This window comes from Pseudomonas protegens CHA0 (genome assembly GCF_000397205.1).
In the GTDB taxonomy this organism is placed as follows: Bacteria; Pseudomonadota; Gammaproteobacteria; order Pseudomonadales; family Pseudomonadaceae; genus Aquipseudomonas; species Aquipseudomonas protegens.
Map to the genome: position 1 here is coordinate 2,349,583 of NC_021237.1, position 26,120 is coordinate 2,375,702.

Below are 26,120 nucleotides of genomic sequence, written 5' to 3' on the forward strand. Positions count from 1 at the left end.
TGACTTAGCTTCGTTACCTGCGTAAATTTCGCGGCCTCAGCGAAGCAAAGGGTGATTAGCTCAGCCGGGAGAGCGTCTGCCTTACAAGCAGAATGTCGGCGGTTCGATCCCGTCATCACCCACCATTCCCTGAGTCTCTTTCGCAAGAAAGAGGGAAGCTTCCAAGGAAGCCTCCAACCGACGCGCAGCGGTAGTTCAGTCGGTTAGAATACCGGCCTGTCACGCCGGGGGTCGCGGGTTCGAGTCCCGTCCGCTGCGCCATATTTTCCAAGTCGGGTTCGCCTGGCTTGAGATTGAGGAAGCCTCGAAGCTCTTCAATCAGATGATTTAAACGGTTCACATGGACGCAAGTCCAAGCGATACGCAGCGGTAGTTCAGTCGGTTAGAATACCGGCCTGTCACGCCGGGGGTCGCGGGTTCGAGTCCCGTCCGCTGCGCCATATCAGCCTCAAGGATCACTGAACGCCTTGAAGCAACGAAACAAGCCAACAGCTTGTTTCGCATCGATAGCAAAGACCCTGGTCGCAAGACCGGGGTTTTTTGTTTTCGGGATTCGCTCTTTGGCAGCGTCTTTTGCTTGCTGCTGATCGAACACAAAAAACCGCCTGCTCGGCGGTTTTTTTGTGCTTGCAAGGAGGTTCGGCTTTCAGAAGCCGAGCTTGTCCCGAAGGCTGTAGTACCAAGCGCCCAGGGCGGTGAATGGCGTGCGCAGCAACTGGCCGCCGGGGAAGGGGTAGTGAGGCAGGTCGGCAAAGGCGTCAAAGCGCTCAGCCTGGCCGCGCAGGGCCTCCGCCAGGACTTTCCCGGCCAGGTGGGTGTAGGTCACGCCGTGGCCGCTGCAGCCCTGGGAGTAGTAGATATTGTCCCCCAGGCGCCCAACCTGGGGCAGGCGCGACAGCGTCAGCAGGAAGTTGCCGGTCCAGGCGTAATCGATCTTCACGTTCTGCAGTTGCGGGAAGGCCTTGAGCATCTTCGGTCGGATGATGGCCTCGATGTTCGCCGGGTCGCGGGCGCCATACACCACGCCGCCACCGAAAATCAGGCGCTTGTCGCCGGAGAGGCGGTAGTAGTCCAGCAGGTAGTTGCAGTCTTCGACGCAGTAATCCTGGGGCAACAGGCTGGCTGCCAGCTCATCGCTCAGGGGCTCGGTGGTGATGACCTGGGTTCCGCAAGGCATGGACTTGGCTGCCAGCTCCGGAACCAGATTGCCCAGGTAGGCATTGCCAGCAACGATGATGAATTTGGCGCGGACCTTTCCTTGGGGCGTGTGGACCACCGGATTGGCGCCGCGCTCGATGCGGATTGCCGGGGACTGCTCATAGAGGGTGCCGCCCAGCGACTCCACGGCAGCCGCTTCACCCAGTGCCAGGTTCAGTGGATGGATGTGGCCGCCGCTCATGTCGAGCATGCCGCCCTTGTATTGATCGCAGGCCACGATTTCGCGGATACGCCGCTCATCCAGCAATTCCAGCTGGGTGTGGCCGTAGCGCTCCCACAGGCGCTTCTGCGACTCCAGATGACCCATCTGCTTGCTGGTCAGCGCTGCGAATACACCGCCGTCCTTCAGATCGCACTGGATCTGGTATTTGGCCACCCGTTCACGAATGATCCGGCCACCCTCAAAGGCCATCTGCCCCAGCAGTTGTGCCTGCTTGGGGCCGACGCTGCGTTCGATCACGTCGATATCGCGGCTGTAGCTGTTGACGATCTGCCCGCCATTGCGCCCTGAAGCGCCAAAGCCGACCTTGGCGGCCTCCAGTACGGTCACACGAAAGCCGTTTTCCAGGAGGAACAGGGCGCTGGACAGGCCGGTATAACCCGCACCGATCACGCAGACATCGGTTTCAATCTCGCCTTGGAGCATCGGACGTTCCGGAGCCGCATTGGCCGATGCCGCGTAATAGGACTGTGGGTAGGGAATGTTCGCCATCCTGCGACCTCATGTGTTTAATATATTTTACGAGTGCGCCGATGCTACCTGAGTTGCAAATGAGCTGCCAGACTGAAGAAAAAACTTCTTCATCCCACGAAAATTAAAAAATTCGCATATTCATAGGCTTAGCTGCAAAAAAGGTGTTGACACCCCTTTGGAATTCCGTAGAATGCCGCCTCACAGCAGGCACGTAGCTCAGTTGGTTAGAGCACCACCTTGACATGGTGGGGGTCGTTGGTTCGAGTCCAATCGCGCCTACCAAACAAAATCCGCTCTGCTGGGCGGTCTAGAAGGGGTTCACCGAAAGGTGAGCCCCTTTTTTGTTTCTGGCCATTTTGATGGCTTTGCACAATCCGCCAAGAAGCCCACTGGCATTGCAGCGCTCGCTGCGATCTTGGCCAGTGATCAGTCGGGGCGGATGTGCTCCTGCCAATGTTCAAACAGCGCCTCGACATTGGCACTGGTCATCAGTGGCATCACTGCTTTCAACTGCTCGCTGCTCCAGTTCCACCACTGCATTTTCACAAGCATCTCGATACGCCGATCATCGAAGCGCTTGCGAATCGTCTTGGCGGGGTTACCGCCGATGATTGCGTAGGGTTCCACGTCCCGTGTCACCAGGGCTCGAGTGCCTATCACGGCGCCATCGCCGATCCTGATGCCCGGCATGACAATGGCTTCGGAACCGATCCAGACGTCATTGCCGATCACCGTGTCGCCTGCGGCTTGATATCCATTCTGCGCGCCCGCGAAGGCCGGTTCCTCGGGCATCCAGTAGAGCGGAAAGGTGCTGATCCACTCGCTTCTATGCCCCTGGTTGCCGGCCATGATGAATGCGGCTCCCGAGCCGATTGAGCAGAAAGAGCCGATTATCAGCTTGTCCGCACCTTCCTCGTGGGGCAGGTAGCGCGCGCACTCATCGAAACTATGACCGTGGTAGTAGCCTGAGTAGTAGCTGAAACGACCTACTCGAATATTCGGGTGGGTGACTTGCCGATCAAGCGTGATGCCCTTGAAGGGGCTTTCGAAGTAGTTGTTCATCGGGACTCTGCTCCATGTCTTCAGTGTCCTCTGCATTTGCCGCATCGGTCACCGGTTCAAGATCTTTTACGTATTGCCCTCTGTAGCCACCAACCTGGTTCGGGGAGCCGTCGTGACGATCGGCTTCCCGTACCAGGGCGGGTCAGTCCAGAGGGGTGAAGGCGCTGCCGCTGAAGGTGCGCACGGCATTGCCCCGTTCAACCCGGTGATGGGCGTCACGACGCTGCAAGCGCAGTTCCTGTACGGATTGCTCTTGCCGATCGGCAAGCCGTTGCTGGATCAATAGACGAGCCAGGCGCTTGTTATCGTGCTGGCTGCGTTCGGACTGCACCTTGACGCTGATGCCGGTCGCTACATGGGTGGCACGTACCGCGGAGTCGGTCTTGTTCACATGCTGCCCGCCGGGGCCCGAAGCGCGCATGGCCTCGAAGCGGATCTCGCCGCCCTCGGCTTCTTCAGGGGCGCTGAATGGCTGGCCGGCGAAATACCAGTTCTTGCGTCGATGTGCGGGCCGCAGAGGGCTTTTGCAGATCCACAGCAGGGTGCCTGTCCAGCGTCGAGCCAGGTTTGCGGCGTGCTCGCCATCCAGGCTGACCAGCACCGAGCGATGGGCGTCGCGAGCCTGGCTGGCAACCTGCTCGATGATGCCGAGGCGCACGTTCTGAGCTTCGGCTTCGTGATGCAGGCGGCGTAATGCGTGGGTTACTGCCAATTCGCATTCGGCAGGCCCTTGGGCGGAGGACAGCTGTAGCAACATCATCATCAGCAGCACCCCCGGCGTTTGTAGGTCAGTACCGGTTTGAGTCGGGCGATGATCTTCACCAGGCCGGCGTCGCGCAGGCTGCCCACCACGCTGTCGATGCTCTTGTAGGCTTCGGGAGCCTCTTCGTACATCAGGCCGCGGTCCTCGCAGATCACTCGGCTGCCCAGCTGGGTGCGCTTGAGTTGATCGAAGCTGAAGCGCGTTGCCAGCCGGCCCTTGCAGTCGCTGCGCAGCCACTTGCGCCCGGCGCCGTGCGCCAGGGAGTAGAGGCTGAACGATTGGGGGAGCGGTTGCACCAGGTAGCTGTAGTCGCCACGGGAGCCGGGAATCACCACCGGACCCTGGTCCGATGGCGTGGCGCCCTTGCGATGCAGCCAGCCCGATACGCCGTCGACCTGCGCCGCAGACACCAGGTTGTGATTGATATCCAGCAGCGGCTGGCCCTTGGCCCGCAGATTGTGCAGCAGGCGCTCGGCGATCAACCGTCGATTGGCCTCGGCAAAGCGCAAGGCCTGGTCGTGCTGCTCCAGGTACTGGGCGCCGGCGGTGCTGGTCATCAACAGGCCGTTGTGGCCGTGTTGGTCGACGTGGCTGCGCAAAATAGCTTCTCCCAGGCCTCGGGAGCCGCTGTGCACCAGCAGCAGCAAGGCTTTCGGGTCCAGTGCCAGCGCTTGCAGGGCGTCGGCGTCATGGACCTGATCGAGTTGTTGCAGTTCGGCGAAGTGGTTGCCGCCGCCGATGGTACCCAGGGAGTGCTCATGACCGCTGACGGGCAATGCCAGTTGCGCGCGTTGTTCATCCCACTGTTCATCCAGGGGCAGGTCGATATTGCCGATTTTCTTTTCCAGCTTGTCGAGGTTGAGGCGAGTGCTGGAGAGGTCGGTTTGCCACAGCGCCATGCCGCAGCCGATGTCGTTGCCCACCAGCGCCGGGTAGGCCACTTCGGTGGAAAAAAATGCCGCGCCCACCGGATAGCCCCGGCCTGGATGCAGGTCGGGCATGCCGACGACCTGGCGCATGCCGGGCAGTTGTGCGGTGGTGTGCAGTTGCTGGAGCGCTTTGTCTTCGATCCAGGTGGTGTCGGAGGCGATCAGAGAGACGCCGTTCGACAAATGACGGATGCAAGTGTCCATGTCCAATTCCTGATTGGAAAAAAATATTCAGGTAGTGGCAGGACGAAGCGGGGGTTAAGCGAAGGCGCTAGCGGGTAGCGGTTGCAGCGTTTAAACCAGGCACGTCCTGCAAGGGGTGATCAGCTGTTGCATGGTGGATCTCCTTGGCAAAAGTGTGGAAAGGGCGCGCAGGTTAATCTTTTGCCCGGGGGCTGGCAATGGTGTGGGCAAACAAAGTGCACCTTCTGCGGCCGCTACGGTCGTAAAACCATCACCTTGTTGAATGAGGATGGTTATGCAGACCTTTGGTGAGCGCTTGAAAGAACAGCGCAAGGCGTTGGGGCTCTCCCAGCAGGAATTCGGTGCCATTGGCGGTGTTGAAGCCAACGCCCAGGGCCGTTACGAGAGCGGTGAGCGGGTGCCCAAATCGGATTACCTGATGGCCATCGGGCGCCACGGCGTTGACCTGCTTTATGTGTTGACCGGCGAGCGCTCGCGCTTGTCCGAGGGCAGCCTGAGCCTGGATGAAAGCACCATTATTCAGAACTACCGCCACCTCGGAGATGAGGACCAGGAGGCGATCGCCCAGCTGGCGTCCTCCTTGGCGGAGTGCTGAGTGGGCGCGGGGGAGTTTTTCTGCTGTTCGCGCGCCTTTTTAACGCGGCCTGAGCGATACTCTCGCGTTTTCAGGAGGAGGAGGCAGCATGCGGGTTTTGATGGCGGTAATGGTGGCGGCGCTATTGGCTGGCTGTGCGAGCTCTACCATGGATGAAGCTCGGGCCCGAACGCCCAACAAAACCCTGGCCTCGGCCAAGGCCGATCAACTGGTAGCGCAATGTGTGCAGTTCGCCTGGCAGGACGAGTCGGTCTTTGGTGTCGATGCCGCTGCCTATCTGCAACCGGGCAGGGCAGGGGGGTACACCGTGTATACCCGTTCCGCCGAGACTTTTGTCGATATCAAGGCCGAGGCCGCGACGACCACCGTCCACTTTTATGCGGTTGCAGACAGCTATGTCTCGAAGCGCCGCCTGGCGGCGCTAGCGACCTGTCTGTAACGCAGAGGATAGTCACTGGCGTTGGCATTTGACGCTATCAGGTACAAACCCGGCATCGGCCGGGTTTTGTCATTTCTGGGGAATGGTTTCCAGCTGGTCAGGCCAGCTGTTATTGGCGATCTGTGGAAACACCCAATAAGCCTGTAGCAAAGCGTGTAATACATTGCCTCTTCAAACTGTCAGTTGAAATAAGGAAGTCCAGGGATTAAGGGGGCTGGGGCGGACTTTTGTAAATTGTCCTGAATGGTTAGTTTTTGTGGTGATGAAAAAAGCAGGGAAAAGTGCGCTAAGTTGAGGGTGCTCAATAAGGAGCAGTAGTTAATTAATCAATGGAGTGAAAGATATGAATAAGCCACAGGCTCAACTAAAACATGGTCGCGTTGTTTCTCCGTCCAGCCGCGGTGCGGTAGCGGTAGAACTGGGGCTGCTGGGAACCTGGCAGGTCAATGAGATGGAAGGCGGGAAAAACTTTCCGGCCCTCGCCGCCGGTCCTTTCCCAAAGCCTTACGACAGCGATGTGGCCAGTGTCGCGCCACCCGCCGATGGTCATATTCTCAGTGGCGGCAAGGTTGATGATCGCGATTGCATCAACTTCACCAACGAGGAAATGTCGAAAAAGATCAACCGGCCCTTCACTTGGCCGCTGGTGAACGTGAACCCGGGCCAGGTGTTCCAGGTGCAGTGGGAATACACCGCACCTCACGTTACCCGGGGCTATAACTGGTTCATCACCAAGGACGGCTGGGACCCGAAACAGCGCATCAGTCGCGCCCAGCTGGAACCCCAGGCTTTTTATCAGGACTTCTACACCGAAGTGCCATTCGACAAGTTCGGTTCGGTATTGAAAGCCAAGACTCATCATGAAGTTGTGCTGCCCAAAAATAAAAAGGGCCACCATGTTGTAGTACTGGTGTGGATTGTTGCCAATACCGGCAATGGCTTTTATCAGGCTTTCGATCTGGACTTTAAATAAGTTTCAGGTAGTTAACATTTTCTGACAGTTCTGAAGGATTAGAACGTGGATAAGATCGATTTTGCATTAATCAAGAGTCAGGCCGCAGATGCTGCTTCCCTGATGCCGAGCATTGCCGGCAAGAAGGTGCTCATGGGCTTCTGGCACAACTGGGCTGCCGGTCACAGCGACGGCTACCAGCAGGGGCAATTCGCCAACCTGGATCTGGTGGACGTGCCCAAGGAATACAACGTGGTTGCAGTGGCCTTCATGAAGGGCAACGGTATTCCCACCTTCAAGCCCTACAACCTTTCGGACGCCGAGTTCCGGCGCCAGGTGGGCGTGCTCAACAGCCAGGGCCGGGCGGTATTGATCTCCCTGGGCGGCGCCGATGCCCATATCGAATTGCACAAGGGCAACGAACAGCCCCTGGCCAACGAAATCATCCGTCTGGTGGAAACCTACGGCTTCGATGGCCTGGATATCGACCTGGAGCAGAGCGCCATCGACTTTGCCGACAACAAGAGTGTGCTGCCTGCCGCCTTGAAGCTGGTGAAGGATCATTACGCCGGCCAGGGCAAGCACTTCATCATCAGCATGGCGCCTGAGTTTCCCTACCTGACCAGCAATGGCAAGTACGTGGCCTACCTGCAGGCCCTGGAAGGCTATTACGACTTTGTCGCGCCGCAGTTCTATAACCAGGGAGGCGACGGGCTCTGGGTGCAGGAGGCCAATGGCGGGCAGGGCGCCTGGATCGCCCAGAACAATGACGCGATGAAAGAGGATTTCCTCTACTACCTGAGCGAAAGCCTGGCCTCCGGTACCCGTGGTTTCACTCGCATTGCCGCGGACAAGCTGGTGATAGGCCTGCCAAGCAACGTCGATGCCGCGGCCACCGGCTATGTGATCGACCCGTCGGCGGTGAGCAATGCGTTCAAGCGCTTGCAGGGCGCCGGTCACGCCATCAAGGGGTTGATGACCTGGTCGGTGAACTGGGATGCCGGCATCAGTCGGCAGGGTGTGCCCTACAACTGGGAGTTTCGTCATCGCTATGCGCCGCTGATCCATGGCGATGGCGGTGAGCCGGAGCGCCCAGGTGCTCCTGGAAACCTGATGGTACTGGGCACCAGTCGCAGCAGCGTCAACCTGAGCTGGGGTGTTTCCGGTAGTGTGCGGCCGGTGGAGTTCTACACCTTGTACCGCGACGGCAATGCGGTCGCTCGCACCCCCTCTCCGGGCTTCGAGGATCAGGGGCTGAGTGCGGACACCCAATACAGCTATTTTGTGACCGCTACCGACACTCAGGGCCAGGAGTCGCTCCCCAGCCGCAGTGTGAGTGCCAGGACCGCAGGCGGTGCGGTCGATCCGAGCTTTCCCGAGTGGCGCACCAGCCAGCACTACCTCAGGGAGGATGGAGTGACTTACGAAGGCAATCGTTACCTGTGCCTTCAGGAGCACACCTCCAACCCGGGCTGGACGCCATCCGTAGCGTTCACCCTGTGGAGCAAGGTGCTGCAGGAGCGTCATGGCTGAGTTGTGACGGCCATTGATGAAGTTGAGTGGCCAGGCGGTTCTTGCGGAAGTTGTCGATCCGTGCGAGCCGCCTTTTTCGTTTCCGCTGGCCGGCAACAGCCCGGGTTATGAGCTATTACTGAGCTGCCCGGATGTGTCGATCAATCAAGCGGAGATGAGCTCGATGTTGCAGCAATGGTTGCTGGCGGCTGTGCATTTGCTGGCGTTTGCCAGTGCCTTTGCCGGGGTACTGGCGCGTGCTTCGGCATTGCGTCGCCTGAGCGGCGGCGCTGCGGCGCCCGGGCAGGTGTTGCGGGCCGACAATGTCTGGGGGCTGATGGCCGCGGTGTTGTTGATCACCGGGTTGTTGCGGGCTTTTGGCGGTTATGGCAAGGGTACGGAGTATTACCTGCACCAGCCGCTGTTCCATCTGAAGATGACGCTGTTCGTGATCATCCTGTTGCTGGAGGTCCTGCCGATGCTGACCTTGATCCGCTGGCGCATGGCCCTGGGGCGAGGGGTGGCGCCACAGATCGGGCGGGCGCTGCTGTTCGCCCGTATCAGCGATGTGCAGGCCCTGCTCATGGTGTTGATGGTCATCGCCGCCAGCGGCATGGCGCGTGGGGTGACCTGGGCTCAGTTGTAATCATTGGTAAGCGGAGCTGCACTGCATGGCTGCTTGAGAGTAGGCTCGCGGCTCTATCAATGAGCAATGGAAGCCTTCGATGTTTCAAATGAATGACCTGGTGCCGGAGATGCTGGTCACCGACCTGCAGCGCAGTCTGGCCTTCTACTGCGATCTTCTGGGCTTCAAGGTGGAGTATCAGCGGCCGGAACACTTCTTTGCCTTCCTCTCCCTCAATGGTGCCCAACTGATGCTGGAGCAGGATGACCAGCAGGAGTCGGAGTGGCGCGTGGGGCCCTTGCAGGCTCCATTTGGCCGCGGCATGAACCTGTCCATCGAGTGCCCGGATATTCGCCAGTTGGCAGCCGCCCTGGCTCGGGCGGGCATTGCCTTGCGTCGAGAGATTCAGGAGTGCTGGTACCGTCACGACGAATTGCTGCACGGCGAGTTGAACCTGCTGGTACTCGACCCGGATGGTTACCTGCTGCGCTTTACCCAGGACCTGGGCTTCAAGCCTGTGGAGCCTGCAGCGGACGCCTGACCGCCGCACCGGTGCGCCGCCTGCAATGCAGCGGCGGCGTGTGTCGGGAATCAACGGTCGGGCTCGCTATCGCGAAAGGGCGATAATCAGTGGTTGACGACAGTCTGATGGGCGGGAATCTGCTGTGGCTGCAACCGGGCGAGGGTGTGCGGGCCGTCTGCGGGGAAAAGCTCAAGGCAAACAAGACAGGCGCTGCGCCAGCCGTTGTGCGCGGGCAAAAGGCTGGTGCTCATGCTGTTCAGGGGGTTTCGCGTTTGTCCGGAGCGGTCAGGCCTGCCTGAATGCGTTGATAGATTTCTTCCCGGTGTACCGCGACGTCTTTTGGCGCGTTGATACCAATGCGCACTTGCTGGCCGCTGACGCCGAGAATGGTGATCGTAATGTCGTCACCGATGTTTATGCTTTCACCGACTTTGCGGGTGAGTATCAGCATGATCTTCTCCTTGATAGCTTTGTAGGGCACCAGATTCAAACAGTGCAGAGGTCGGTCTTAGGTATAGATTAGTGCGAAGTTCCACTGAGTGGGTGCCTCTTTCTGACGCGCAGAAGATCTATTAATTCCCAAGGCGCAACTATACATAGGCAATAAATATCATTCTTCCTGTTTCGGTCCGATTTTGTGACGAGGTCTCTCGGGTCATGAGTGCTAAAATCGCCACCTCAGACTTTCTAGGGGTTAGGTTGTGCGCACAGTAGCGATGATGATGGCGGTATTGGCGTTGGCCGGTTGTGGGGAAGGCAAGCGGGTCGAAGCGAACAAGAGCACGGCGGTGGCAGTACAGACCCAGCCGGCCTCGACCGAGCCGCAATGGGATGTGCTGGTGGGCAGCTCGCTCCCCCTGGCGGTGAGTGACCTGACCGGCTGGCTGATCGAGCACGGGGTGATTTCCAATGTGGTGACCGTGGACGGCAAGCGTCTGGTCGTGGTCGGTCCGTTTGCTTCCCAGGCCGAGGCCGAGGCGAAGAAGAATGAAGTGACCGAAAAGCTGGTCAAGGCCAAGAAGCGTGACATCGAAGTCACGGTCATCGAGCATCAAGCCGCGCAGTAAGCCCGTTTCCATAGGCTCAATGATCGCCCGCCACCCGCGGGCGATCTGCGTTCAGCCACAAGCCTTGAGGTTGACTGCGCCGACGAATTCATTGCCGCGCCCCATCACGCAAGCCACGCTCTGATTGCGCTGGCGCTCCCAGGCCTGTACTGGATAGGTCTTGTTCCAGGCTTCGAAGAGCTGACGATCCTGTTTGGAAAGGCGCAGGCCGTACTGCTTGCTCATGTAGAAGTAGGTGCGGGCAATCATCCCGCGAATCGAAGGGCGAGGCATGACCTTCTTGGCCTTGAAGTCGACCTGGGTCAGGCACGAACCGTACTGGCCCGATTGTTCCGGCAGCCAGCCGAAGCTGAAATTGCTGCGATCACCATTCACTTCGCCAATGCTCGGTACCAGATTGTGCAGGTCGGCCTCGGCGCGCTGATAGACCGAATCGGTGCGTGTGCAGTTCTTGCGACCGCCTTGTTGCCAGCACTGGCGCTGATGGCCGATCTGCCAGGCCGGCACTATATGCTCCCATTCAATGCGTTCGGCGCGCTTGGCGTTCTTGCGCGGAACATAGCCGCAGGCCGCCAGGTTCACCCGGTTGCCGTTGTATTTGCAGCCGCAATAGAACTCGGTGGATTGGGGGGCGTAGAGCTTCCAGGCGACTTTCTTGGCTTCGCTGAAGGTGCGGGGTGCATCGGCTTGGGCGGAACAGGCGAGAAACAGCAACAGCAGGGCAAAACAACGGACACTCATCGACTCAATCTTCCTTCGGCACGACCCAGAAAATCTGCACACCGCCATCGTCGCGGTAGGCGAGGGTGACGTTGTCGTTTTCGGCGATCTCCTCCAGCAGGCGTTCCCACTCATCCTGTGGCTCATCGGCGAGGCGGAAGATCAGCGCTGCCTTGGCCTTTTGTGCGGTGGGAGAGTTGATGATTTTCTGGATGCGCACACCCAGGCGTTCGTAGGAGCTGAGGGGCGTTTGGGTCGTGGCCACGGAACATTCCTTATTAAGCTGTACGTGCATACAGTATTTAACTGTAGGGCATTTCGCAACTGCTTAAAATTCAAGAAGTTCCTCTGACAACGCTTTATGCATTTGTCTCACGAGGAGAGCAGATTTTTTTGCATGGGGGAAAGGGGGGAACCACCCGCCCGGGCGGGCGAGTGGTTGCAAGCATGCTCGACCGGGGCCGGTCGAGCAGAGGGGCTGTCAGTATTCCCAGAACATGCGTTGCAGTTCCTTGCTGTCCTGGGTCTTGGTCAGGGCGACCATGGCCAGGATGCGGGCTTTCTGCGGGTTCAGGTCATGAGCCACGACCCAGTCGTACTTGTCGTCAGGCTGTTCGGCGTTGCGCAGTACGAAACCGCCGGCATTGACGTGGGAAGAACGAATGATCTGTACGCCATTCTTGCGCAGTTCCTGCAGGGCAGGGACCACACGGGAAGACACCGAGCCATTGCCGGTACCGGCGTGGATGATGGCTTTGGCGCCACCTTGGGCCAGGGCCTTGTAGGCGGTGTCGCTGACGTTGCCGTAGCCGTAGGCGATTTCTACGTCAGGCAGGCTCTTGATGTTCTTGATGTCGAATTCCGAATCCATGGTGTGGCGCTTGGCTGGCAGGCGGAACCAGTAGGATTTGCCTTCCACCACCATGCCCAGCGGGCCCCATGGGCTCTTGAAGGCTTCGGTCTTGATGTTGATCATCTTGCTGACATCGCGGCCGGACTGGATTTCGTCGTTCATGGTCACCAGTACGCCTTTGCCGCGGGCGTTCTTGCTGCCGGCCACAGCCACAGCGTTGTACAGGTTGAGCATGCCGTCAGCCGACATAGCGGTACCCGGGCGCATGGAGCCGACTACAACGATTGGCTTGTCGGTCTTTTCCACCAGGTTGAGGAAGTAGGCGGTTTCTTCCAGGGTATCGGTACCGTGGGTGATGACGATGCCATCGACGTCCTTGCTGTCGGCCAGTTCGGCAACGCGGCGGCCCAGTTGCAGCAGGTTTTCGTTGGTGATGCTTTCCGAGGCGATCTGCATGACTTGCTCGCCACGCACGTTGGCCAGTTGGCTCAATTCGGGGATGCCGGCGATCAGTTGTTCGATGCCGACCTTGGCCGCCTGGTAGGTGGCGCTGTTGGCCGCGCTGGCGCCGGCGCCGGCGATGGTGCCGCCGGTGGCGAGAACCACGACGTTGGACAGTTTCTGTTGGGTTTCAGCTTCTTTGGCTTGCAGGGCTGCAGGTAGAAGCAGGAGGAGGGCCAAAGCGCCCGGGGCGAAGGATTTGAAGGCAGATTTCATTATTTTCTCTCTAGTAGTGAGACGGTGCTGATGCAGGTTCATCTAGAAACACCCCGGCGGCAGATCTGTATGCGCCGGGGCAGCGAGGGTGGAGCAGGATCTGTACCAGCGCTACCTTGGCTGGATGACTATTTTAAGTTACTGATTTATATCAATTTTATTTCTGTTTTTATGCGTAAGAAATCATGTGGCGTCCGGGTTTCCGAACGTTTTCAAGGTGGCGCGTTCGGCAATCCGAAAATGCTCGTCACAAGTCCCGGGATGACTTCTCGCTCATCCATTAAAGATTGTTCTGCAGCGGTCGATGATCCTTCTAGGATTTTTCACCAGGAGTTCCCATGTCACTGTCAGTAGGATTTCCAGGGGCAGGAGCCATTCTGATCAATGGCAAGTCGCCCGCGACCATCGATGCATTGAGTAATGCCGCCGCCGAACAGGCATCTACGGCGTTGGGGACCGACGAGTCGGGCACTTTGCGGGTCGGCTCCAGCAAGCAGGCCGAACAGTCTGAAAGCGAAAGCCCAAGCGAAGACAAGCACGGCATCGTGGTAAAGATGCTGCTCAAGCGCATGCAGGAGCTGCAGCAGCAACTTCGCGAGCTGCAACAGCAACTGGCTGCCGCCCAGGCCGCCAACTACCCAACCCCTGAGGCCAAGCAGACGGCGGTGATGGCCATTCAAGGGCAAGTCGCCGATACCAACGGCGCGCTGGCGGAAGTCTCTGGCAACCTGGTCCGGGAGTTGGCCAAGGAGTCGTCTTCCGGTGGCCTGGTGAACACCACTGCCTGAATCATCAGCCTGTCCGGGAGCATTTTTCGGGCAGGTTTTTCTCCTCGTGGCCGGCTGCGGATGGCTACTCACTCTCTCTGATCGCACTTTGAACAGCGTTGACAAACGCTGGCGAGGTTCGCATAGTTCGTTTTACGCAAACGTTTGCGCGGCCTTCGGACAAGGATAATCGTCTATCTTTGCAAGGTTCGCCGTCGGCCAGTGGTGCTGCCTAACTGGCGGTTCCGTTTGACGAACGCTGCTCACAATAATCATAAGATCGGAGTGAACCCATGAAGCTGCCCTTTGCTGGACGTCTCCTCGCTGTCGCCGTTCTCGCCGCTGCATCCGCGGCCCTTCCTTTCTCCTCGGCTCAAGCCGATACCCCGCAGAAACCCAAGGTCGCCCTGGTCATGAAATCCTTGGCCAACGAGTTCTTCCTGACGATGGAAGATGGTGCCAAGGCCTATCAGAAAGAGCATTCCGCCGATTTCGACCTGGTGTCCAACGGCATCAAGGATGAAACCGATACCGCCAACCAGATCCGCATCGTCGAGCAGATGATCGTCTCCAAGGTCAACGCACTGGTGATCGCCCCGGCTGACTCCAAGGCCATGGTTCCGGTGATCAAGAAGGCCGTGGACGCCGGGATCACGGTGATCAACATCGACAACCAGCTCGACCCCGGCGTGCTGAAGAGCAAGAACATCAGCGTGCCTTTCGTTGGCCCGGACAACCGCAAGGGCGCGCGTCTGGTGGGTGAGTACCTGGCCAAGCAACTCAAGGCCGGTGACGAAGTGGGAATCATCGAAGGGGTTTCCACCACCACCAACGCACAGCAGCGCACCGCCGGCTTCAAGGATGCAATGGAAGCCGCGCAGATCAAGGTGGTGTCGCTGCAGTCGGGCGACTGGGAAATCGACGCCGGCAATCGTGTGGCCTCGGCCATGCTCAGCGAATACCCGAACCTCAAGGCATTGCTGGCCGGTAACGACAGCATGGCGGTAGGCGCGGTTTCGGCAGTCCGGGCTGCCGGCAAGGCAGGCAAGGTGCAGGTCGTGGGCTACGACAACATCAACGCCATCAAGCCGATGCTCAAGGATGGCCGGGTCCTGGCCACTGCCGATCAGTTCGCTGCCAAGCAGGCGGTGTTCGGTATCGAGACCGCGCTGAAGATCCTCAAGGGCGAGAAAGTCGACAGCGGCACCAATGGCGTGATCGAAACTCCGGTTGAACTGGTCACTCAGTAGTCATTGCGGCGGTACAACGGCGCTCGCCCGGTTGGGCGGGCGCATGGAGAGTTTCCTATGTCAGTTTCTGCTGCCAACGCTGTCCTATCGGTCAGCGGTATCGGCAAGACTTATGCGCAACCGGTGTTGACCGGCATCGACCTGACGCTGTTGCGCGGTGAAGTGCTGGCGCTCACCGGCGAGAACGGTGCCGGCAAGAGCACCCTGTCGAAGATCATCGGTGGCTTGGTCAGCCCCACCACAGGGCACATGCAGTTCAATGGCCAGGATTATCGTCCGGGCAGTCGCGCCCAGGCCGAGGATCTGGGCATTCGCATGGTGATGCAGGAGCTCAACCTGCTGCCGACCCTGTCGGTGGCCGAGAACCTGTTTCTCGACAACCTGCCCAGCAGTGGTGGCTGGATCAGCCGCCGGCAATTGCGCAAGGCGGCGATCGAGGCCATGGCCCAGGTCGGTCTGGATGCCATCGACCCCGACACCCTGGTGGGCGAGCTGGGCATCGGCCACCAGCAGATGGTGGAGATCGCCCGTAACCTGATCGGCGACTGCCATGTGCTGATTCTCGATGAGCCCACCGCCATGCTCACGTCCCGCGAGGTAGAAATGCTCTTCGAGCAGATCACCCGCCTGCAGGCCCGCGGCGTGTCGATCATCTATATCTCCCATCGCCTGGAAGAGCTGGCCCGGGTTGCCCAGCGCATCGCGGTATTGCGTGACGGCTGCCTGGTCTGTGTCGAGCCGATGGCCAACTACAACAGCGAGCAACTGGTGAACCTGATGGTGGGTCGCGAGCTGGGCGAGCACATCGACCTGGGCGAGCGCCGGATCGGCGCGCCGGCCTTGACGGTGAGCAACCTCAGCCGCTCGGACAAAGTCCGCGATGTGTCCTTCGAGGTCCGCAGTGGCGAGATCTTCGGAATTTCCGGGTTGATCGGGGCAGGGCGCACCGAGCTGCTGCGCCTGATCTTCGGTGCCGATGTCGCCGACAGCGGCACCATCGCCCTGGGCACCCCGGCGCGCCCGGTGAGCATCCGCTCGCCAGTGGATGCGGTGGCCAACGGCATCGCCCTGATTACCGAGGACCGCAAGGGTGAGGGGCTGCTGTTGACCCAGTCCATCAGCGCCAATATCGCCCTGGGCAACATGCCGGCGATTTCCAGCAGCGGCCTGGTCAATGGCCAGGACGAGGAGCATCTGGCGCGGCGCCAGATCGACGCCATGCGTATCCGCAGCTCCAGCCCGGCGCAACTGGTCAGCGAGCTGTCCGGTGGCAACCAGCAGAAGGTGGTGATCGGCCGCTGGCTGGAGCGCGACTGTTCGGTGCTGCTGTTCGATGAGCCGACCCGTGGCATCGATGTCGGCGCCAAGTTCGATATCTACGGCCTGTTGGGGGAGTTGACCCGGCAGGGCAAGGCCCTTGTGGTGGTGTCCAGCGACCTGCGCGAGCTGATGCTGATCTGCGATCGCATTGGCGTGCTCTCGGCCGGGCGGCTGATCGATACCTTCGAGCGCGACAGCTGGACCCAGGATGAACTGCTTGCCGCGGCATTTGCCGGCTATCAAAAACGAGATGCGCTGATCGATGAAGCAGCGCCTAGGAATGCATCATGAAAACTGCAGCAAGCGGCAAGCGAGGCGGCCACTACTACGGCCTCGGCACTTACCTGGGGTTGGCGGGGGCGCTGCTGGGGATGATCGTGCTGTTCTCCCTACTCAGCAGTCATTTTCTGTCCTATGACACCTTCAGTACCCTGGCCAACCAGATTCCCGACCTGATGGTGCTGGCGGTGGGCATGACCTTCGTCCTGATCATCGGTGGCATCGACCTGTCCGTGGGCTCGGTGCTGGCCCTGGCGGCGTCGACCGTCAGCGTGGCGATTCTCGGCTGGGGCTGGAGCGTGGTGCCCGCGGCGTTGCTGGGCATGGCTTGCGCGGCGCTGGCGGGAACGGTGACCGGTTCCATCACCGTGGCCTGGCGCATTCCTTCGTTCATCGTGTCCCTGGGTGTACTGGAAATGGCCCGCGGCGTGGCCTACCAGATGACGGGCTCACGCACCGCCTACATCGGTGACGCCTTCGCCTGGTTGTCGAATCCGATTGCCTTCGGCATTTCGCCGTCGTTTATCATTGCCCTGCTGATTATTTTCCTGGCCCAGGCGGTGCTGACTCGCACCGTGTTCGGTCGCTACCTGATCGGCATCGGTACCAACGAAGAGGCAGTGCGTCTGGCGGGGATCAACCCCAAATCCTACAAGATTCTGGTCTTCAGCCTGATGGGGTTGCTGGCAGGTATCGCTGCACTGTTTCAGATTTCTCGCCTGGAAGCGGCAGACCCGAACGCGGGCTCCGGTCTGGAGTTGCAAGTCATCGCTGCGGTGGTGATCGGCGGCACCAGCCTGATGGGCGGGCGCGGTTCGGTGATCAGTACCTTCTTTGGCGTCTTGATTATTTCCGTGCTGGCTGCGGGCCTGGCGCAAATCGGCGCATCCGAACCGACCAAGCGCATCATCACTGGTGCGGTCATCGTGATTGCCGTGGTGCTGGACACTTATCGCAGCCAGCGCGCCAATCGGCGGGTTTGATTCATGGCAACAATCAAGGATGTGGCGGCGCTGGCGGGGATTTCCTACACCACGGTGTCCCATGTGCTGAACAAGACGCGGCCAGTCAGTGAGGAAGTTCGGGTCAAGGTCGAGGCCGCTATCGCGCGCCTGGACTATGTGCCCAGCGCGGTGGCGCGTTCGCTGAAGGCCAAGACCACGGCTACCATCGGCTTGCTGGTACCCAACAGCCTCAACCCGTACTTCGCCGAGTTGGCTCGGGGGATCGAGGATTATTGCGAACGCAACGGCTACTGCGTGATCCTCTGCAACTCCGACGACAACCCGCAGAAGCAGCGCAACTACCTGCGGGTATTACTGGAAAAACGTATCGACGGGTTGATTGTCACCTCGGCCGGTGGCGACAGCGGCCTGGCCCAGGGGCTGGCCGGCGTGCGCACGCCGATGGTGATTGTCGACCGTGGGCTGGAAGGGGTGAACGCCGACCTGGTGCGTATCGACCACCAGCACGGTGCCTACCTGGCCACCCGACATCTGCTGGAGCTGGGGCATCGGGACATTGCCTGCATCGGCGGCCCGGGCAATACCAGTGTGGCGCAGATGCGCCTGGCGGGATTCCAGCAGGCGCTGCGTGAGGCCGGTGTCGAGGCGCCTGCCGAGCGCATCCTGGAAAGTGATTTCAGTAGCACTGGTGGTTATCGCGCAGCCGCGCAGTTGCTCGATGGCGGACAGCCGCCGAGCGCGATTTTCGCTGGCAACGACATGATGGGCATCGGGGTGCTGCGCGCGGCAGCGGAGCGCAATATCCGCGTGCCCAGCGAGCTTTCGGTGATCGGCTTCGACGACATCCTCATGAGCCGCTACGTCTACCCGGCGTTGACCACGGTCGGCCAGTCGATCCTGCAACTGGGGGAAACCGCGGCAGAGTTGCTGCTGCGGCGGATCGCCTGCCGGGAGCTGCCGGTCGACCAGCGCATCGTTACGCCGAATATCGTCTTGCGGGAGTCGACGGCGCCGCTCGGTGGCGCTTTCGCCGAATACCGCTGAACCCAACTGATTGAGTACCGATGTATGTCAGCAAAAGTAGTGGTAGTGGGTAGCCTCAACATGGACCTGGTGACTCGGGCCGAGCGCCTGCCCCGAGGGGGCGAGACGCTGATTGGCAAATCCTTCGCCACGGTATCCGGTGGCAAGGGCGCCAATCAGGCGGTGGCTGCGGCCAGGCTGGGAGCGCAGGTGTCGATGGTCGGCTGTGTCGGCGACGATGCCTATGGCGAGCAACTGCGAGGTGCCTTGCTGGCCGAGCAGATCGATTGCCAGGCGGTGAGTGTGGTCGAAGGCTCCAGTGGGGTGGCGCTGATCGTGGTGGATGACAGTAGCCAGAATGCGATTGTCATAGTCGCCGGCGGCAATGGCCAGCTCACTCCCGAGAAGGTCGCCGGGTTCGATGGGGTGCTGCAGGATGGGCAAGTCATCATCTGCCAGCTTGAAGTGCCGCTGGCGACTGTGGGCTACACCCTCAAGCGCGGGCGCGAACTGGGCAAGACGGTGATCCTCAATCCGGCGCCGGCCAGTGGCCCGCTGCCAGCGCAGTGGTATGGCGCGATCGACTACCTGATTCCCAACGAGAGCGAGGCTTCGGCCTTGAGCGGGGTAGCGGTGGACTCCCTGGAGAGCGCTGAAGTGGCTGCCAGTCGCTTGATCGCTGCGGGTGCTGGCAAGGTGATCATCACCCTCGGTGCACAGGGCTCGCTGTTTGCCGATGGCCAGCGTTTCGAGCATTTCCCGGCGCCCAGGGTCAAGGCAATCGATACCACGGCGGCCGGGGACACCTTTGTCGGCGGATTTGCCGCGGCCCTGGCTGCCGGCAAGAGCGAAGCCGAGGCCATCCGCTTTGGCCAGGTGGCTGCGGCGCTGTCGGTGACGCGCGCCGGTGCGCAACCTTCCATTCCCACGCTGTCCGACGTTCAGGCGTTTATCCCTTCATGAAAAAGACACCTTTGCTCAACATTGCCCTGTCACGCTTGATCGCGTCCCTGGGCCACGGCGATATAGTGGTGATCGGCGATGCCGGCCTGCCGGTGCCCCCGGGCGTGGAGTTGATCGACCTGGCGCTGACCCACGGCGTTCCCGACTTTCTCACTACCTTGAAGGTGTTGCTCAGCGAGATGCAGGTGGAGCGTCATGTGCTGGCCGAAGAAATTCTGCTCAAGCAGCCTACGCCGCTGGCGGCGCTTGAAGGCATGACCGCCGGTGGTGAGCTGGGGCAGCGGCAGCTCATGAACCACGAGGATTTCAAGGTGCTCAGCCGCCAGGCCCGTGCGGTGATCCGCACCGGGGAGTGCCAGCCGTATTGCAATATCGCCCTGATTGCCGGGGTGACCTTCTAGGCCGCTGTCGGGCCTTTTCCATCTTGCACAAGGAGTGCGCCATGCGCCGCTATGCTCAGTTGTTTCACCACTGGTTCCGGAGTCTGCTGCTTTTGTCTCTGCTCACTGCTACCGGCGCTCAGGCGGCGGAAAAAATCGATCTGATCATCGACACCGATCCGGGGGCCGACGATGTGGTAGCCCTGCTGTTCGCCCTGGCTTCCCCCGAGGAGCTGCAGATCCGCGCCCTGACCACAGTGGCGGGCAACGTGCGGTTGGACAAGACCTCGCGCAATGCGCGTCTGGCCCGTGAGTGGGCGGGGCGCGAGGAGGTGCCGGTATACGCCGGAGCGCCCAAGCCGCTGCTGCGTACCCCCATCTATGCCGAGAATATCCATGGCAAGGAAGGCATTTCCGGGGTGACGGTGCACGAGCCCAAGGCGCCTCTGGCCAAGGGCAATGCGATCAACTACCTGATCGATACGCTGCGGGCGGCCAAGCCCCACAGCATCACCATCGCCATGCTCGGCCCGCAGACCAACCTGGCGCTGGCGCTGATCCAGGCACCGGACATCACTCAGGGCATCAAGGAAGTGGTGGTCATGGGCGGTGCGCACTTCAACGGTGGCAACATCACGCCGGTGGCCGAGTTCAACCTGTTCGCCGACCCCCAGGCGGCCGAAGTGGTGCTCAAGAGCGGCGTCAAACTGACCTATCTGCCGCTGGACGTGACCCACAAGGTGCTGACCAGCGATGCGCGGCTGCAGAAGATCGCGGCGTTGAACAACAACGCCAGCAAGGTGGTGGGGGACATCCTCAACGAGTACGTCAAGGGTGACATGGAGCACTACGGTATTCCCGGCGGCCCGGTGCATGACGCTACAGTGATTGCCTACCTGCTCAAGCCCGAGCTGTTCACCGGTCGTCAAGCCAATATGGTCATCGACAGCCGCGAGGGGCCGACCTTCGGTCAGACCATCGTCGATTGGTACGACGGCCTGAAGCAGGAAAAGAACGTGTTCTGGGTTGAGAACGGCGATGCCCAGGGCTTCTTCGACTTGCTCACCGAGCGCCTGGCGCGTCTCAAGTAAACCTTGCCCCCGCAGGTACCTGCCTGCGGGGTTCTATTCCCGTTCCGGGTCCTGTACGCCCAGGTGGTCGGCCGGGTATTTCTCGAAGACTTGTTCAATGAAGGCTCGGGCGGACTGGGTGCCCAGTTCCTTGACCAGCAGGTCTATGCCAATGATCGCCAGCTCCTCCGGGCTCCCCGGGCTGTAGGAGCATTGGCCCTGGGGCCATTTGGCTTTGATGTCGGCGTCGATACTCACGGTGGCCATGAAAGTCTCACGAATTCGGATAAGGCGGGCGCCAGGGCAGGGCTCTGGGCGGGTAGTTGCTGCGTCGCAGAGTTAACCATGTTGCCGGGCGTTTGGCACTCCGACTTAGGCATCAGGCGAGTGCTGTGCGACACTGCGGCTTTTCCTGTGCTCAAGGAAGCCTCCGTGCAAATCGATTTGAACCAGCCTGATGCCCTGACCCTGGAGGCGGTGCGTCAGCTGCTGGCGTCTGCCAGCGACAACGTGCATACCCAGTTGCGCGTGAGCAAAACCGGAATTGCCTATATCTCTTCGGGGGTAGTGGGCGGTGCCGAGATAGAAGGTTTGCTGTTTCGCCTGGAAACCTGGGCGGCCGGCTCCGGGTATGTCGGCAAGGTGGCTGCCGCCGACGAGGTCTGGGTGATGCAGATCTTCAATGCGCTCAAGCAGAACTGGCCCAAGCCGGCGTTCGACTACATCGACATCTATTGAGCGTCGTTCATATCCGGTGACGATTGTCCCGTGAAAGAGTGGCACTGGCTGAGGCAGACTTGCCGACTGTTCACCTGATACGGCAAATGGCCATTTGTTTTGAAACCAAAAGCCAAATCGGCTGTCGCACGATCTCTGCTTAATTTTGAAAAGGAGGCTTCATGCCTTGGAAGCTCGCTTCATTCGGAACCTTGTTGGCCGCTGTCGTCCTTGGTGGGTGCAGCACTGGCGGGGCGACAAAGGAGCCTGTGGCCGCTGAGTCCGGGCACACTCGTTGTGAAGCATCGGCCGCCGAATTCGCTGTCGGCAAGAAGGCTTCTCCCGAGTTGCTCGAGCAGGCCCGTACACGCGCAGGCGCGCAGTACGCACGGTTCCTCAAGCCCAACGACATGATCACCCTGGAGTACCGCTCGGATCGCCTGAACCTGAACACTGATGCCGGCCTGGTGGTGACCCGGGTCAACTGTGGTTGAGGGCTGAGGCCTTTGGATCACGCATAAAAAACCCCGTCACATGGACGGGGTTTTTTTAGCTCGCTGAGAAATTACTCAGGGCGAACTTGTGCAGCTTGCATACCCTTTTGGCCTTTCTCAGCCACGAAGGAAACGGTCTGGCCTTCTTTCAGGCTTTTGAAACCGTCGCTTTCAATAGCTTTGAAGTGTACGAACAGGTCGTCACCGCCACCTTGAGGAGTGATGAAGCCGAAGCCTTTTTCATCGTTGAACCATTTTACGGTGCCGGTTTGGCGATTAGACATGGTGTATCTCCAAGAAACATATATTTTCAGTAGTGCTGTGCTGCTCAGGCCAACTGGGCACACCGAGCTATCATAGTCGAAATGTTCGGCTTGGGAGCCCCCCAGAGGCGCTCTTTGCCCGATGTACCTGTGTATTTTGCCATCTGAGTTGGCTGCAGGCCCCGGTTTAAGGGGCTTTGGCGTAAAACAGAGGGTAATAAAAAAACCCGTAAAAGCTGCGTAAATTGTGAAAAAGACCGCGTTTCAGGCTCTGTGGCGAGCACTGGCGCAGCCTGTTCCGGGCATCAGCAGCTTATTTGACCACCCGGCAAGCAGCGATGGCGTCCAATGCTCGGGTTCGCAGATCTGCGCTGGGTTGCTTGGTTTTGCTCATCAGCTCCTTGATCTCCTCGGTGGTGAATTTTTCATTTAGCTTGTCGGCGCCGCAGGCACAGTGCTTTTCGGCGCTCTTGGCGTCGATGTTCTGGCTGGCCGCCGCGGTGCAGTCCTTCATGTAGTCGGCGCGTGCTCCGGCAGGCCATGCCGCCTGTGCACTCAAAGGCAGTAGCAGGGTGAGCGGTGCGGCAAGGGCGAGCAGTTTGATAAGGCGCATGAGTCGGGTTCTCCTGAAGTCGGTAGCAAGGACGACGATTCTCCGGTTATTTGAGGCTCGACGTACATCTCAAGTTCACTTTCAACAATAAAAGACTGTAAACCAGGCTCGCGATAATTTGCTGCACGGCGATTGCGATGTATCTGTGCTAGCATGCCCGGCTTCGGTGTTTTCAAGCTTTGGGCCTTTTCTAGCCCTTGCCGTCTATGCCTCATTAATCTTGATGTGAACCCCAGTCACTCTGGTTCGGTTTTTCGGTTGGCCGCAAGGCTCTTGCCACTGTGAGGCAGGCGTTCGTAGCAGAACGGCCGGACTGAATCGCGTACTGGCTCATCCCAACCCACGTGACCTTTGGTAGGGGTCACCACTAGGAGAGGAGGCGCCATGCCCACTATTACTCTTCCCGACGGCAGTCAACGTTCATTCGATCACGCAGTATCCGTAGCCGAGGTCGCCGCTTCCATTGGCGCGGGCCTGGCCAAGGCCACATTGGCTGGCAAGGTCAACGGCAAGCTGGTCGACGCCTGCGACGTGATCGACGGCGATGCAACCCTGCAAATCATCACGCCAAAGGACGAAGAGGGGCTGGAGATCATTCGCCACTCTTGCGCTCACTTGGTGGGGCATGCGGTCAAGCAGTTGTATCCGACCGCGAAAATGGTCATCGGTCCGGTCATCGATGAAGGCTTCTATTACGACATCGCCTATGAGCGTCCTTTCACGCCTGAGGATATGGCCGCCATCGAGCAGCGCATGCAGCAGCTGATCGAGAAGGACTACGACGTGATCAAGAAGGTCACGCCGCGCGCCGAAGTGATCGAGGTGTTCAAGGCCCGTGGCGAGGACTACAAGCTGCGTTTGGTCGAAGACATGCCGAACGAGCAAGCGATGGGCCTGTACTACCACGAAGAATATGTCGACATGTGCCGCGGTCCGCACGTGCCGAACACGCGTTTCCTGAAGTCCTTCAAGCTGACCAAGTTGTCCGGTGCCTACTGGCGCGGTGATGCCAAGAACGAGCAGTTGCAGCGGATCTACGGTACTGCCTGGGCGGACAAGAAGCAGCTCGCTGCCTACATCCAGCGTATCGAAGAGGCCGAGAAGCGCGATCATCGCAAGATCGGCAAGCGCCTGGGCCTGTTCCATACCCAGGAAGAAGCGCCGGGCATGGTGTTTTGGCACCCTAATGGCTGGACCCTGTACCAGGTGCTCGAGCAGTACATGCGCAAGGTGCAGCGTGACAACGGTTACCTGGAGATCAAGACCCCGCAGGTGGTTGACCGCAGTCTCTGGGAAAAATCCGGGCACTGGGCCAACTACGCCGAGAATATGTTCACCACCGAGTCGGAAAGCCGCGACTACGCAATCAAGCCGATGAACTGCCCTTGCCACGTGCAGGTGTTCAATCAGGGCCTGAAGAGCTACCGCGAGCTGCCGATGCGCCTGGCCGAGTTCGGTGCCTGCCACCGTAATGAACCCTCGGGCGCTCTGCACGGCATCATGCGTGTGCGTGGCTTCACTCAGGATGATGCTCACATCTTCTGTACTGAAGACCAGATGCAGGCCGAGTCTGCGGCGTTCATCAAGCTGACCATGGATGTCTATGCCGACTTCGGCTTCAAGGACATCGAGATGAAGCTGTCCACTCGCCCTGAAAAGCGCGTGGGCTCCGATGATCTGTGGGATCGTGCGGAAAGCGCACTGGCAGCGGCTCTGGATAGCGCCGGCCTGCCATACGACCTGCAGCCGGGCGAGGGCGCATTCTACGGTCCGAAGATCGAGTTCTCGCTGAAGGACTGCCTGGGTCGTGTCTGGCAGTGCGGTACCTTGCAGTTGGACTTCAACCTGCCGATCCGTCTGGGTGCCGAGTACGTTTCCGAAGATAACAGCCGTAAGCATCCGGTGATGTTGCACCGGGCGATCCTCGGTTCCTTCGAGCGTTTTGTCGGGATTCTGATCGAGCATTACGAGGGTGCATTCCCTGCGTGGCTGGCTCCGACTCAGGCCGTGGTGATGAATATCACTGATAAACAGGCAGATTTTGCCCTCGAAGTGGAAAAAACACTCAATCAAAGCGGATTTCGTGCCAAGTCCGACTTGAGAAATGAAAAGATCGGCTTTAAAATCCGCGAGCATACTTTGCTCAAGGTTCCCTATCTCTTGGTTATTGGAGATCGGGAGGTCGAGATGCAGACTGTCGCTGTGCGTACCCGTGAAGGTGAAGACCTGGGCTCGATGCCTGTCGCCCAATTCTCGGCGTTCCTCGCACAAGCGGTTTCCCGGCGTGGTCGCCAAGATTCGGAGTAATTATTATTAAGCGTGATATGAGACAAGATAAACGAGCTGCACCGAAAGCCCCGATCAACGAGAATATCTCGGCACGCGAGGTTCGGTTAATTGGCGCTGACGGCGAGCAGATTGGCATCGTCTCGATTGATGAAGCGCTTCGTATAGCTGAAGAAGCCAAGCTGGATCTGGTGGAAATTTCCGCCGACGCAGTCCCACCTGTTTGCCGGGTGATGGATTACGGCAAGTCGATCTTCGAAAAGAAGAAGCAGATTGCTGCTGCGAAGAAGAACCAGAAGCAGATTCAGGTTAAAGAAATCAAGTTTCGTCCAGGGACGGAGGAAGGGGATTACCAGGTAAAACTGCGCAACCTGGTACGTTTCCTGAGTGACGGGGACAGGGCCAAGGTATCCTTGCGATTCCGCGGCCGTGAGATGGCCCACCAGGAGCTGGGGATGGAACTCCTCAAGCGGGTTGAAGCTGACCTGCAAGAGTACGGTTCGGTCGAACAGCATCCTAAGATGGAAGGACGCCAGCTGATCATGGTCATCGCCCCGAAAAAGAAGAAGTAATCAACAGGGCACGGCAGGCCTTCTGATTATGTTTATCAACTGAATGCGGAGTATCCGAACATGCCAAAGATGAAAACCAAAAGTGGTGCTGCTAAGCGGTTTCTGAAAACTGCTAACGGTATCAAGCACAAGCACGCTTTCAAGAGCCACATCCTGACCAAAATGTCGACCAAGCGTAAGCGTCAACTGCGCGGTAGCAGCTTGCTGCATCCGTCTGACGTGGCAAAAGTCGAGCGCATGCTGCGCCTTCGTTAATTTTTGGATCAAGAATAGAGGAAGTAACTC

Annotated in this window: 32 protein-coding genes and 4 tRNA genes; 24 read left to right on the forward strand and 12 right to left on the reverse strand. The window is 59.5% G+C overall.

What is annotated here, in order from left to right:
- Positions 1-49: 49 nt before the first annotated feature.
- The 3 genes from PFLCHA0_RS10665 to PFLCHA0_RS10675 all read left to right on the forward strand — a co-directional run bounded on the left by PFLCHA0_RS10665 (position 50) and on the right by PFLCHA0_RS10675 (position 440).
- Positions 50-125, forward strand: a tRNA-Val gene (locus tag PFLCHA0_RS10665).
- Between the two features lie 59 nt (positions 126-184).
- A tRNA-Asp gene (locus PFLCHA0_RS10670) sits at positions 185-261 on the forward strand.
- A gap of 102 nt (positions 262-363) precedes the next feature.
- A tRNA-Asp gene (locus tag PFLCHA0_RS10675) sits at positions 364-440 on the forward strand.
- A gap of 8 nt (positions 441-448) precedes the next feature.
- Here the strand turns inward: PFLCHA0_RS10675 and PFLCHA0_RS31670 are convergent.
- Both PFLCHA0_RS31670 and PFLCHA0_RS10680 read right to left on the reverse strand, forming a co-directional pair.
- Positions 449-595 carry a hypothetical protein gene (locus PFLCHA0_RS31670; RefSeq protein ID WP_155246649.1) on the reverse strand — a complete coding sequence of 49 codons (147 nt, stop codon included), beginning with the start codon at positions 593-595 and terminating at the stop codon, positions 449-451.
- Between the two features lie 51 nt (positions 596-646).
- Complete coding sequence (locus PFLCHA0_RS10680; protein WP_011060391.1) at positions 647-1,930, reverse strand: NAD(P)/FAD-dependent oxidoreductase; 1,284 nt, start codon at positions 1,928-1,930, stop codon at positions 647-649.
- A 187-nt stretch (positions 1,931-2,117) separates the two neighbouring features.
- On the opposite strand from PFLCHA0_RS10680, the gene PFLCHA0_RS10685 reads away from it, so the two are divergent.
- A tRNA-Val gene (locus PFLCHA0_RS10685) sits at positions 2,118-2,194 on the forward strand.
- Between the two features lie 144 nt (positions 2,195-2,338).
- Here the strand turns inward: PFLCHA0_RS10685 and catB are convergent.
- From catB to PFLCHA0_RS10700, 3 genes are all read right to left on the reverse strand, one after another.
- Positions 2,339-2,974 (reverse strand): type B chloramphenicol O-acetyltransferase, encoded by a 636-nt coding sequence (gene catB, locus PFLCHA0_RS10690; RefSeq protein WP_041752092.1) that lies wholly within the window; start codon positions 2,972-2,974, stop codon positions 2,339-2,341.
- Between the two features lie 142 nt (positions 2,975-3,116).
- A complete protein-coding gene (gene prfH / locus PFLCHA0_RS10695; protein WP_015634910.1) occupies positions 3,117-3,737 on the reverse strand; it encodes a peptide chain release factor H in 621 nt (206 codons plus the stop codon).
- Entirely contained in the window at positions 3,737-4,870 is a 1,134-nt protein-coding gene (locus tag PFLCHA0_RS10700; protein ID WP_015634911.1) for an RNA ligase RtcB family protein, read from the reverse strand. The genes prfH and PFLCHA0_RS10700 overlap by 1 nt, the downstream gene beginning before the upstream one ends.
- A 274-nt stretch (positions 4,871-5,144) precedes the next feature.
- On the opposite strand from PFLCHA0_RS10700, the gene PFLCHA0_RS10705 reads away from it, so the two are divergent.
- The 6 genes from PFLCHA0_RS10705 to PFLCHA0_RS10730 all read left to right on the forward strand — a co-directional run bounded on the left by PFLCHA0_RS10705 (position 5,145) and on the right by PFLCHA0_RS10730 (position 9,534).
- Positions 5,145-5,465 (forward strand): helix-turn-helix domain-containing protein, encoded by a 321-nt coding sequence (locus PFLCHA0_RS10705; RefSeq protein WP_011060395.1) that lies wholly within the window; start codon positions 5,145-5,147, stop codon positions 5,463-5,465.
- Between the two features lie 88 nt (positions 5,466-5,553).
- Positions 5,554-5,904: a hypothetical protein gene (locus PFLCHA0_RS10710; protein ID WP_015634912.1), complete on the forward strand. Its 351-nt coding sequence runs from the start codon at positions 5,554-5,556 to the stop codon at positions 5,902-5,904.
- 343 nt (positions 5,905-6,247) lie between these two features.
- Entirely contained in the window at positions 6,248-6,877 is a 630-nt protein-coding gene (locus PFLCHA0_RS10715) for a lytic polysaccharide monooxygenase auxiliary activity family 9 protein (protein WP_011060397.1), read from the forward strand.
- Between the two features lie 45 nt (positions 6,878-6,922).
- Positions 6,923-8,389, forward strand: a complete 1,467-nt coding sequence (locus PFLCHA0_RS10720; protein ID WP_015634913.1) for a glycosyl hydrolase family 18 protein — start codon at positions 6,923-6,925, stop codon at positions 8,387-8,389.
- 163 nt (positions 8,390-8,552) lie between these two features.
- Positions 8,553-9,014 (forward strand): DUF2214 family protein, encoded by a 462-nt coding sequence (locus PFLCHA0_RS10725; RefSeq protein WP_041752738.1) that lies wholly within the window; start codon positions 8,553-8,555, stop codon positions 9,012-9,014.
- A 79-nt stretch (positions 9,015-9,093) separates the two neighbouring features.
- Positions 9,094-9,534: a VOC family protein gene (locus tag PFLCHA0_RS10730; protein ID WP_011060400.1), complete on the forward strand. Its 441-nt coding sequence runs from the start codon at positions 9,094-9,096 to the stop codon at positions 9,532-9,534.
- A gap of 238 nt (positions 9,535-9,772) precedes the next feature.
- Here PFLCHA0_RS10730 and csrA read toward each other — a convergent pair whose 3' ends face one another.
- Entirely contained in the window at positions 9,773-9,967 is a 195-nt protein-coding gene (gene csrA / locus PFLCHA0_RS10735) for a carbon storage regulator CsrA (RefSeq protein ID WP_007920550.1), read from the reverse strand.
- A gap of 265 nt (positions 9,968-10,232) precedes the next feature.
- On the opposite strand from csrA, the gene PFLCHA0_RS10740 reads away from it, so the two are divergent.
- On the forward strand, positions 10,233-10,583 hold the full coding sequence (locus PFLCHA0_RS10740) for a hypothetical protein (RefSeq protein WP_015634916.1): 351 nt from the start codon (positions 10,233-10,235) through the stop codon (positions 10,581-10,583).
- A gap of 51 nt (positions 10,584-10,634) precedes the next feature.
- Here the strand turns inward: PFLCHA0_RS10740 and PFLCHA0_RS10745 are convergent, their stop codons facing one another.
- The 3 genes from PFLCHA0_RS10745 to PFLCHA0_RS10755 all read right to left on the reverse strand — a co-directional run bounded on the left by PFLCHA0_RS10745 (position 10,635) and on the right by PFLCHA0_RS10755 (position 12,873).
- Positions 10,635-11,324, reverse strand: a complete 690-nt coding sequence (locus tag PFLCHA0_RS10745; protein ID WP_011060402.1) for an endonuclease — start codon at positions 11,322-11,324, stop codon at positions 10,635-10,637.
- A gap of 4 nt (positions 11,325-11,328) precedes the next feature.
- The gene (locus tag PFLCHA0_RS10750) at positions 11,329-11,598 is read right to left on the reverse strand and encodes a DUF1654 domain-containing protein (protein WP_015634917.1); all 270 of its coding nucleotides are present in this window, start codon (positions 11,596-11,598) and stop codon (positions 11,329-11,331) included.
- 186 nt (positions 11,599-11,784) lie between these two features.
- A complete protein-coding gene (locus PFLCHA0_RS10755) occupies positions 11,785-12,873 on the reverse strand; it encodes an asparaginase (protein WP_011060404.1) in 1,089 nt (362 codons plus the stop codon).
- A gap of 338 nt (positions 12,874-13,211) precedes the next feature.
- Here PFLCHA0_RS10755 and PFLCHA0_RS10760 point away from each other — a divergent pair, with 338 nt between their 5' ends.
- The 8 genes from PFLCHA0_RS10760 (at position 13,212) to PFLCHA0_RS10795 (ending at position 20,911) form a co-directional block, all read left to right on the forward strand.
- Complete coding sequence (locus PFLCHA0_RS10760) at positions 13,212-13,661, forward strand: hypothetical protein (RefSeq protein WP_011060405.1); 450 nt, start codon at positions 13,212-13,214, stop codon at positions 13,659-13,661.
- Positions 13,662-13,933: 272 nt separating this feature from the next.
- The gene (locus PFLCHA0_RS10765) at positions 13,934-14,890 is read left to right on the forward strand and encodes a sugar ABC transporter substrate-binding protein (RefSeq protein ID WP_011060406.1); all 957 of its coding nucleotides are present in this window, start codon (positions 13,934-13,936) and stop codon (positions 14,888-14,890) included.
- A gap of 57 nt (positions 14,891-14,947) precedes the next feature.
- Positions 14,948-16,501 carry a sugar ABC transporter ATP-binding protein gene (locus PFLCHA0_RS10770; RefSeq protein WP_015634919.1) on the forward strand — a complete coding sequence of 518 codons (1,554 nt, stop codon included), beginning with the start codon at positions 14,948-14,950 and terminating at the stop codon, positions 16,499-16,501.
- Positions 16,498-17,472 carry an ABC transporter permease gene (locus tag PFLCHA0_RS10775; RefSeq protein ID WP_015634920.1) on the forward strand — a complete coding sequence of 325 codons (975 nt, stop codon included), beginning with the start codon at positions 16,498-16,500 and terminating at the stop codon, positions 17,470-17,472. Before PFLCHA0_RS10770 ends, PFLCHA0_RS10775 begins: the two co-directional genes overlap by 4 nt.
- A 3-nt stretch (positions 17,473-17,475) precedes the next feature.
- Positions 17,476-18,498: a LacI family DNA-binding transcriptional regulator gene (locus PFLCHA0_RS10780; RefSeq protein WP_011060409.1), complete on the forward strand. Its 1,023-nt coding sequence runs from the start codon at positions 17,476-17,478 to the stop codon at positions 18,496-18,498.
- 24 nt (positions 18,499-18,522) lie between these two features.
- Entirely contained in the window at positions 18,523-19,440 is a 918-nt protein-coding gene (gene rbsK, locus PFLCHA0_RS10785; RefSeq protein ID WP_015634921.1) for a ribokinase, read from the forward strand.
- Positions 19,437-19,841, forward strand: coding sequence for a D-ribose pyranase (gene rbsD, locus PFLCHA0_RS10790; RefSeq protein WP_011060411.1), 405 nt, complete (start codon positions 19,437-19,439; stop codon positions 19,839-19,841). The genes rbsK and rbsD overlap by 4 nt, the downstream gene beginning before the upstream one ends.
- A 41-nt stretch (positions 19,842-19,882) precedes the next feature.
- Positions 19,883-20,911 carry a nucleoside hydrolase gene (locus PFLCHA0_RS10795; protein ID WP_011060412.1) on the forward strand — a complete coding sequence of 343 codons (1,029 nt, stop codon included), beginning with the start codon at positions 19,883-19,885 and terminating at the stop codon, positions 20,909-20,911.
- A 33-nt stretch (positions 20,912-20,944) separates the two neighbouring features.
- On the opposite strand, the gene PFLCHA0_RS10800 is transcribed toward PFLCHA0_RS10795, so the two are convergent.
- Complete coding sequence (locus PFLCHA0_RS10800) at positions 20,945-21,157, reverse strand: hypothetical protein (RefSeq protein ID WP_011060413.1); 213 nt, start codon at positions 21,155-21,157, stop codon at positions 20,945-20,947.
- Between the two features lie 165 nt (positions 21,158-21,322).
- Between PFLCHA0_RS10800 and PFLCHA0_RS10805 the strand changes: the two genes are divergently transcribed.
- On the forward strand, positions 21,323-21,628 hold the full coding sequence (locus PFLCHA0_RS10805) for a hypothetical protein (RefSeq protein ID WP_011060414.1): 306 nt from the start codon (positions 21,323-21,325) through the stop codon (positions 21,626-21,628).
- Positions 21,629-21,789: 161 nt separating this feature from the next.
- Positions 21,790-22,101, forward strand: coding sequence for an I78 family peptidase inhibitor (locus tag PFLCHA0_RS10810; protein WP_015634923.1), 312 nt, complete (start codon positions 21,790-21,792; stop codon positions 22,099-22,101).
- Positions 22,102-22,172: 71 nt separating this feature from the next.
- Here PFLCHA0_RS10810 and PFLCHA0_RS10815 read toward each other — a convergent pair whose 3' ends face one another.
- The gene (locus tag PFLCHA0_RS10815) at positions 22,173-22,385 is read right to left on the reverse strand and encodes a cold-shock protein (RefSeq protein ID WP_003179963.1); all 213 of its coding nucleotides are present in this window, start codon (positions 22,383-22,385) and stop codon (positions 22,173-22,175) included.
- Between the two features lie 292 nt (positions 22,386-22,677).
- Positions 22,678-22,977, reverse strand: a complete 300-nt coding sequence (locus tag PFLCHA0_RS10820) for a hypothetical protein (RefSeq protein WP_011060416.1) — start codon at positions 22,975-22,977, stop codon at positions 22,678-22,680.
- A gap of 384 nt (positions 22,978-23,361) precedes the next feature.
- Here PFLCHA0_RS10820 and thrS point away from each other — a divergent pair, with 384 nt between their 5' ends.
- Genes thrS through rpmI form a run of 3 tightly spaced genes read left to right on the forward strand, consistent with a single transcriptional unit; the run spans position 23,362 to position 26,090 of the window.
- Positions 23,362-25,284: a threonine--tRNA ligase gene (gene thrS / locus PFLCHA0_RS10825; protein WP_011060417.1), complete on the forward strand. Its 1,923-nt coding sequence runs from the start codon at positions 23,362-23,364 to the stop codon at positions 25,282-25,284.
- On the forward strand, positions 25,284-25,835 hold the full coding sequence (infC, locus tag PFLCHA0_RS10830) for a translation initiation factor IF-3 (RefSeq protein ID WP_169893379.1): 552 nt from the start codon (positions 25,284-25,286) through the stop codon (positions 25,833-25,835). Before thrS ends, infC begins: the two co-directional genes overlap by 1 nt.
- Before the next feature lie 60 nt (positions 25,836-25,895).
- Positions 25,896-26,090 (forward strand): 50S ribosomal protein L35, encoded by a 195-nt coding sequence (rpmI, locus tag PFLCHA0_RS31130; RefSeq protein WP_002553160.1) that lies wholly within the window; start codon positions 25,896-25,898, stop codon positions 26,088-26,090.
- The last annotated feature ends 30 nt before the right edge of the window (positions 26,091-26,120 follow it).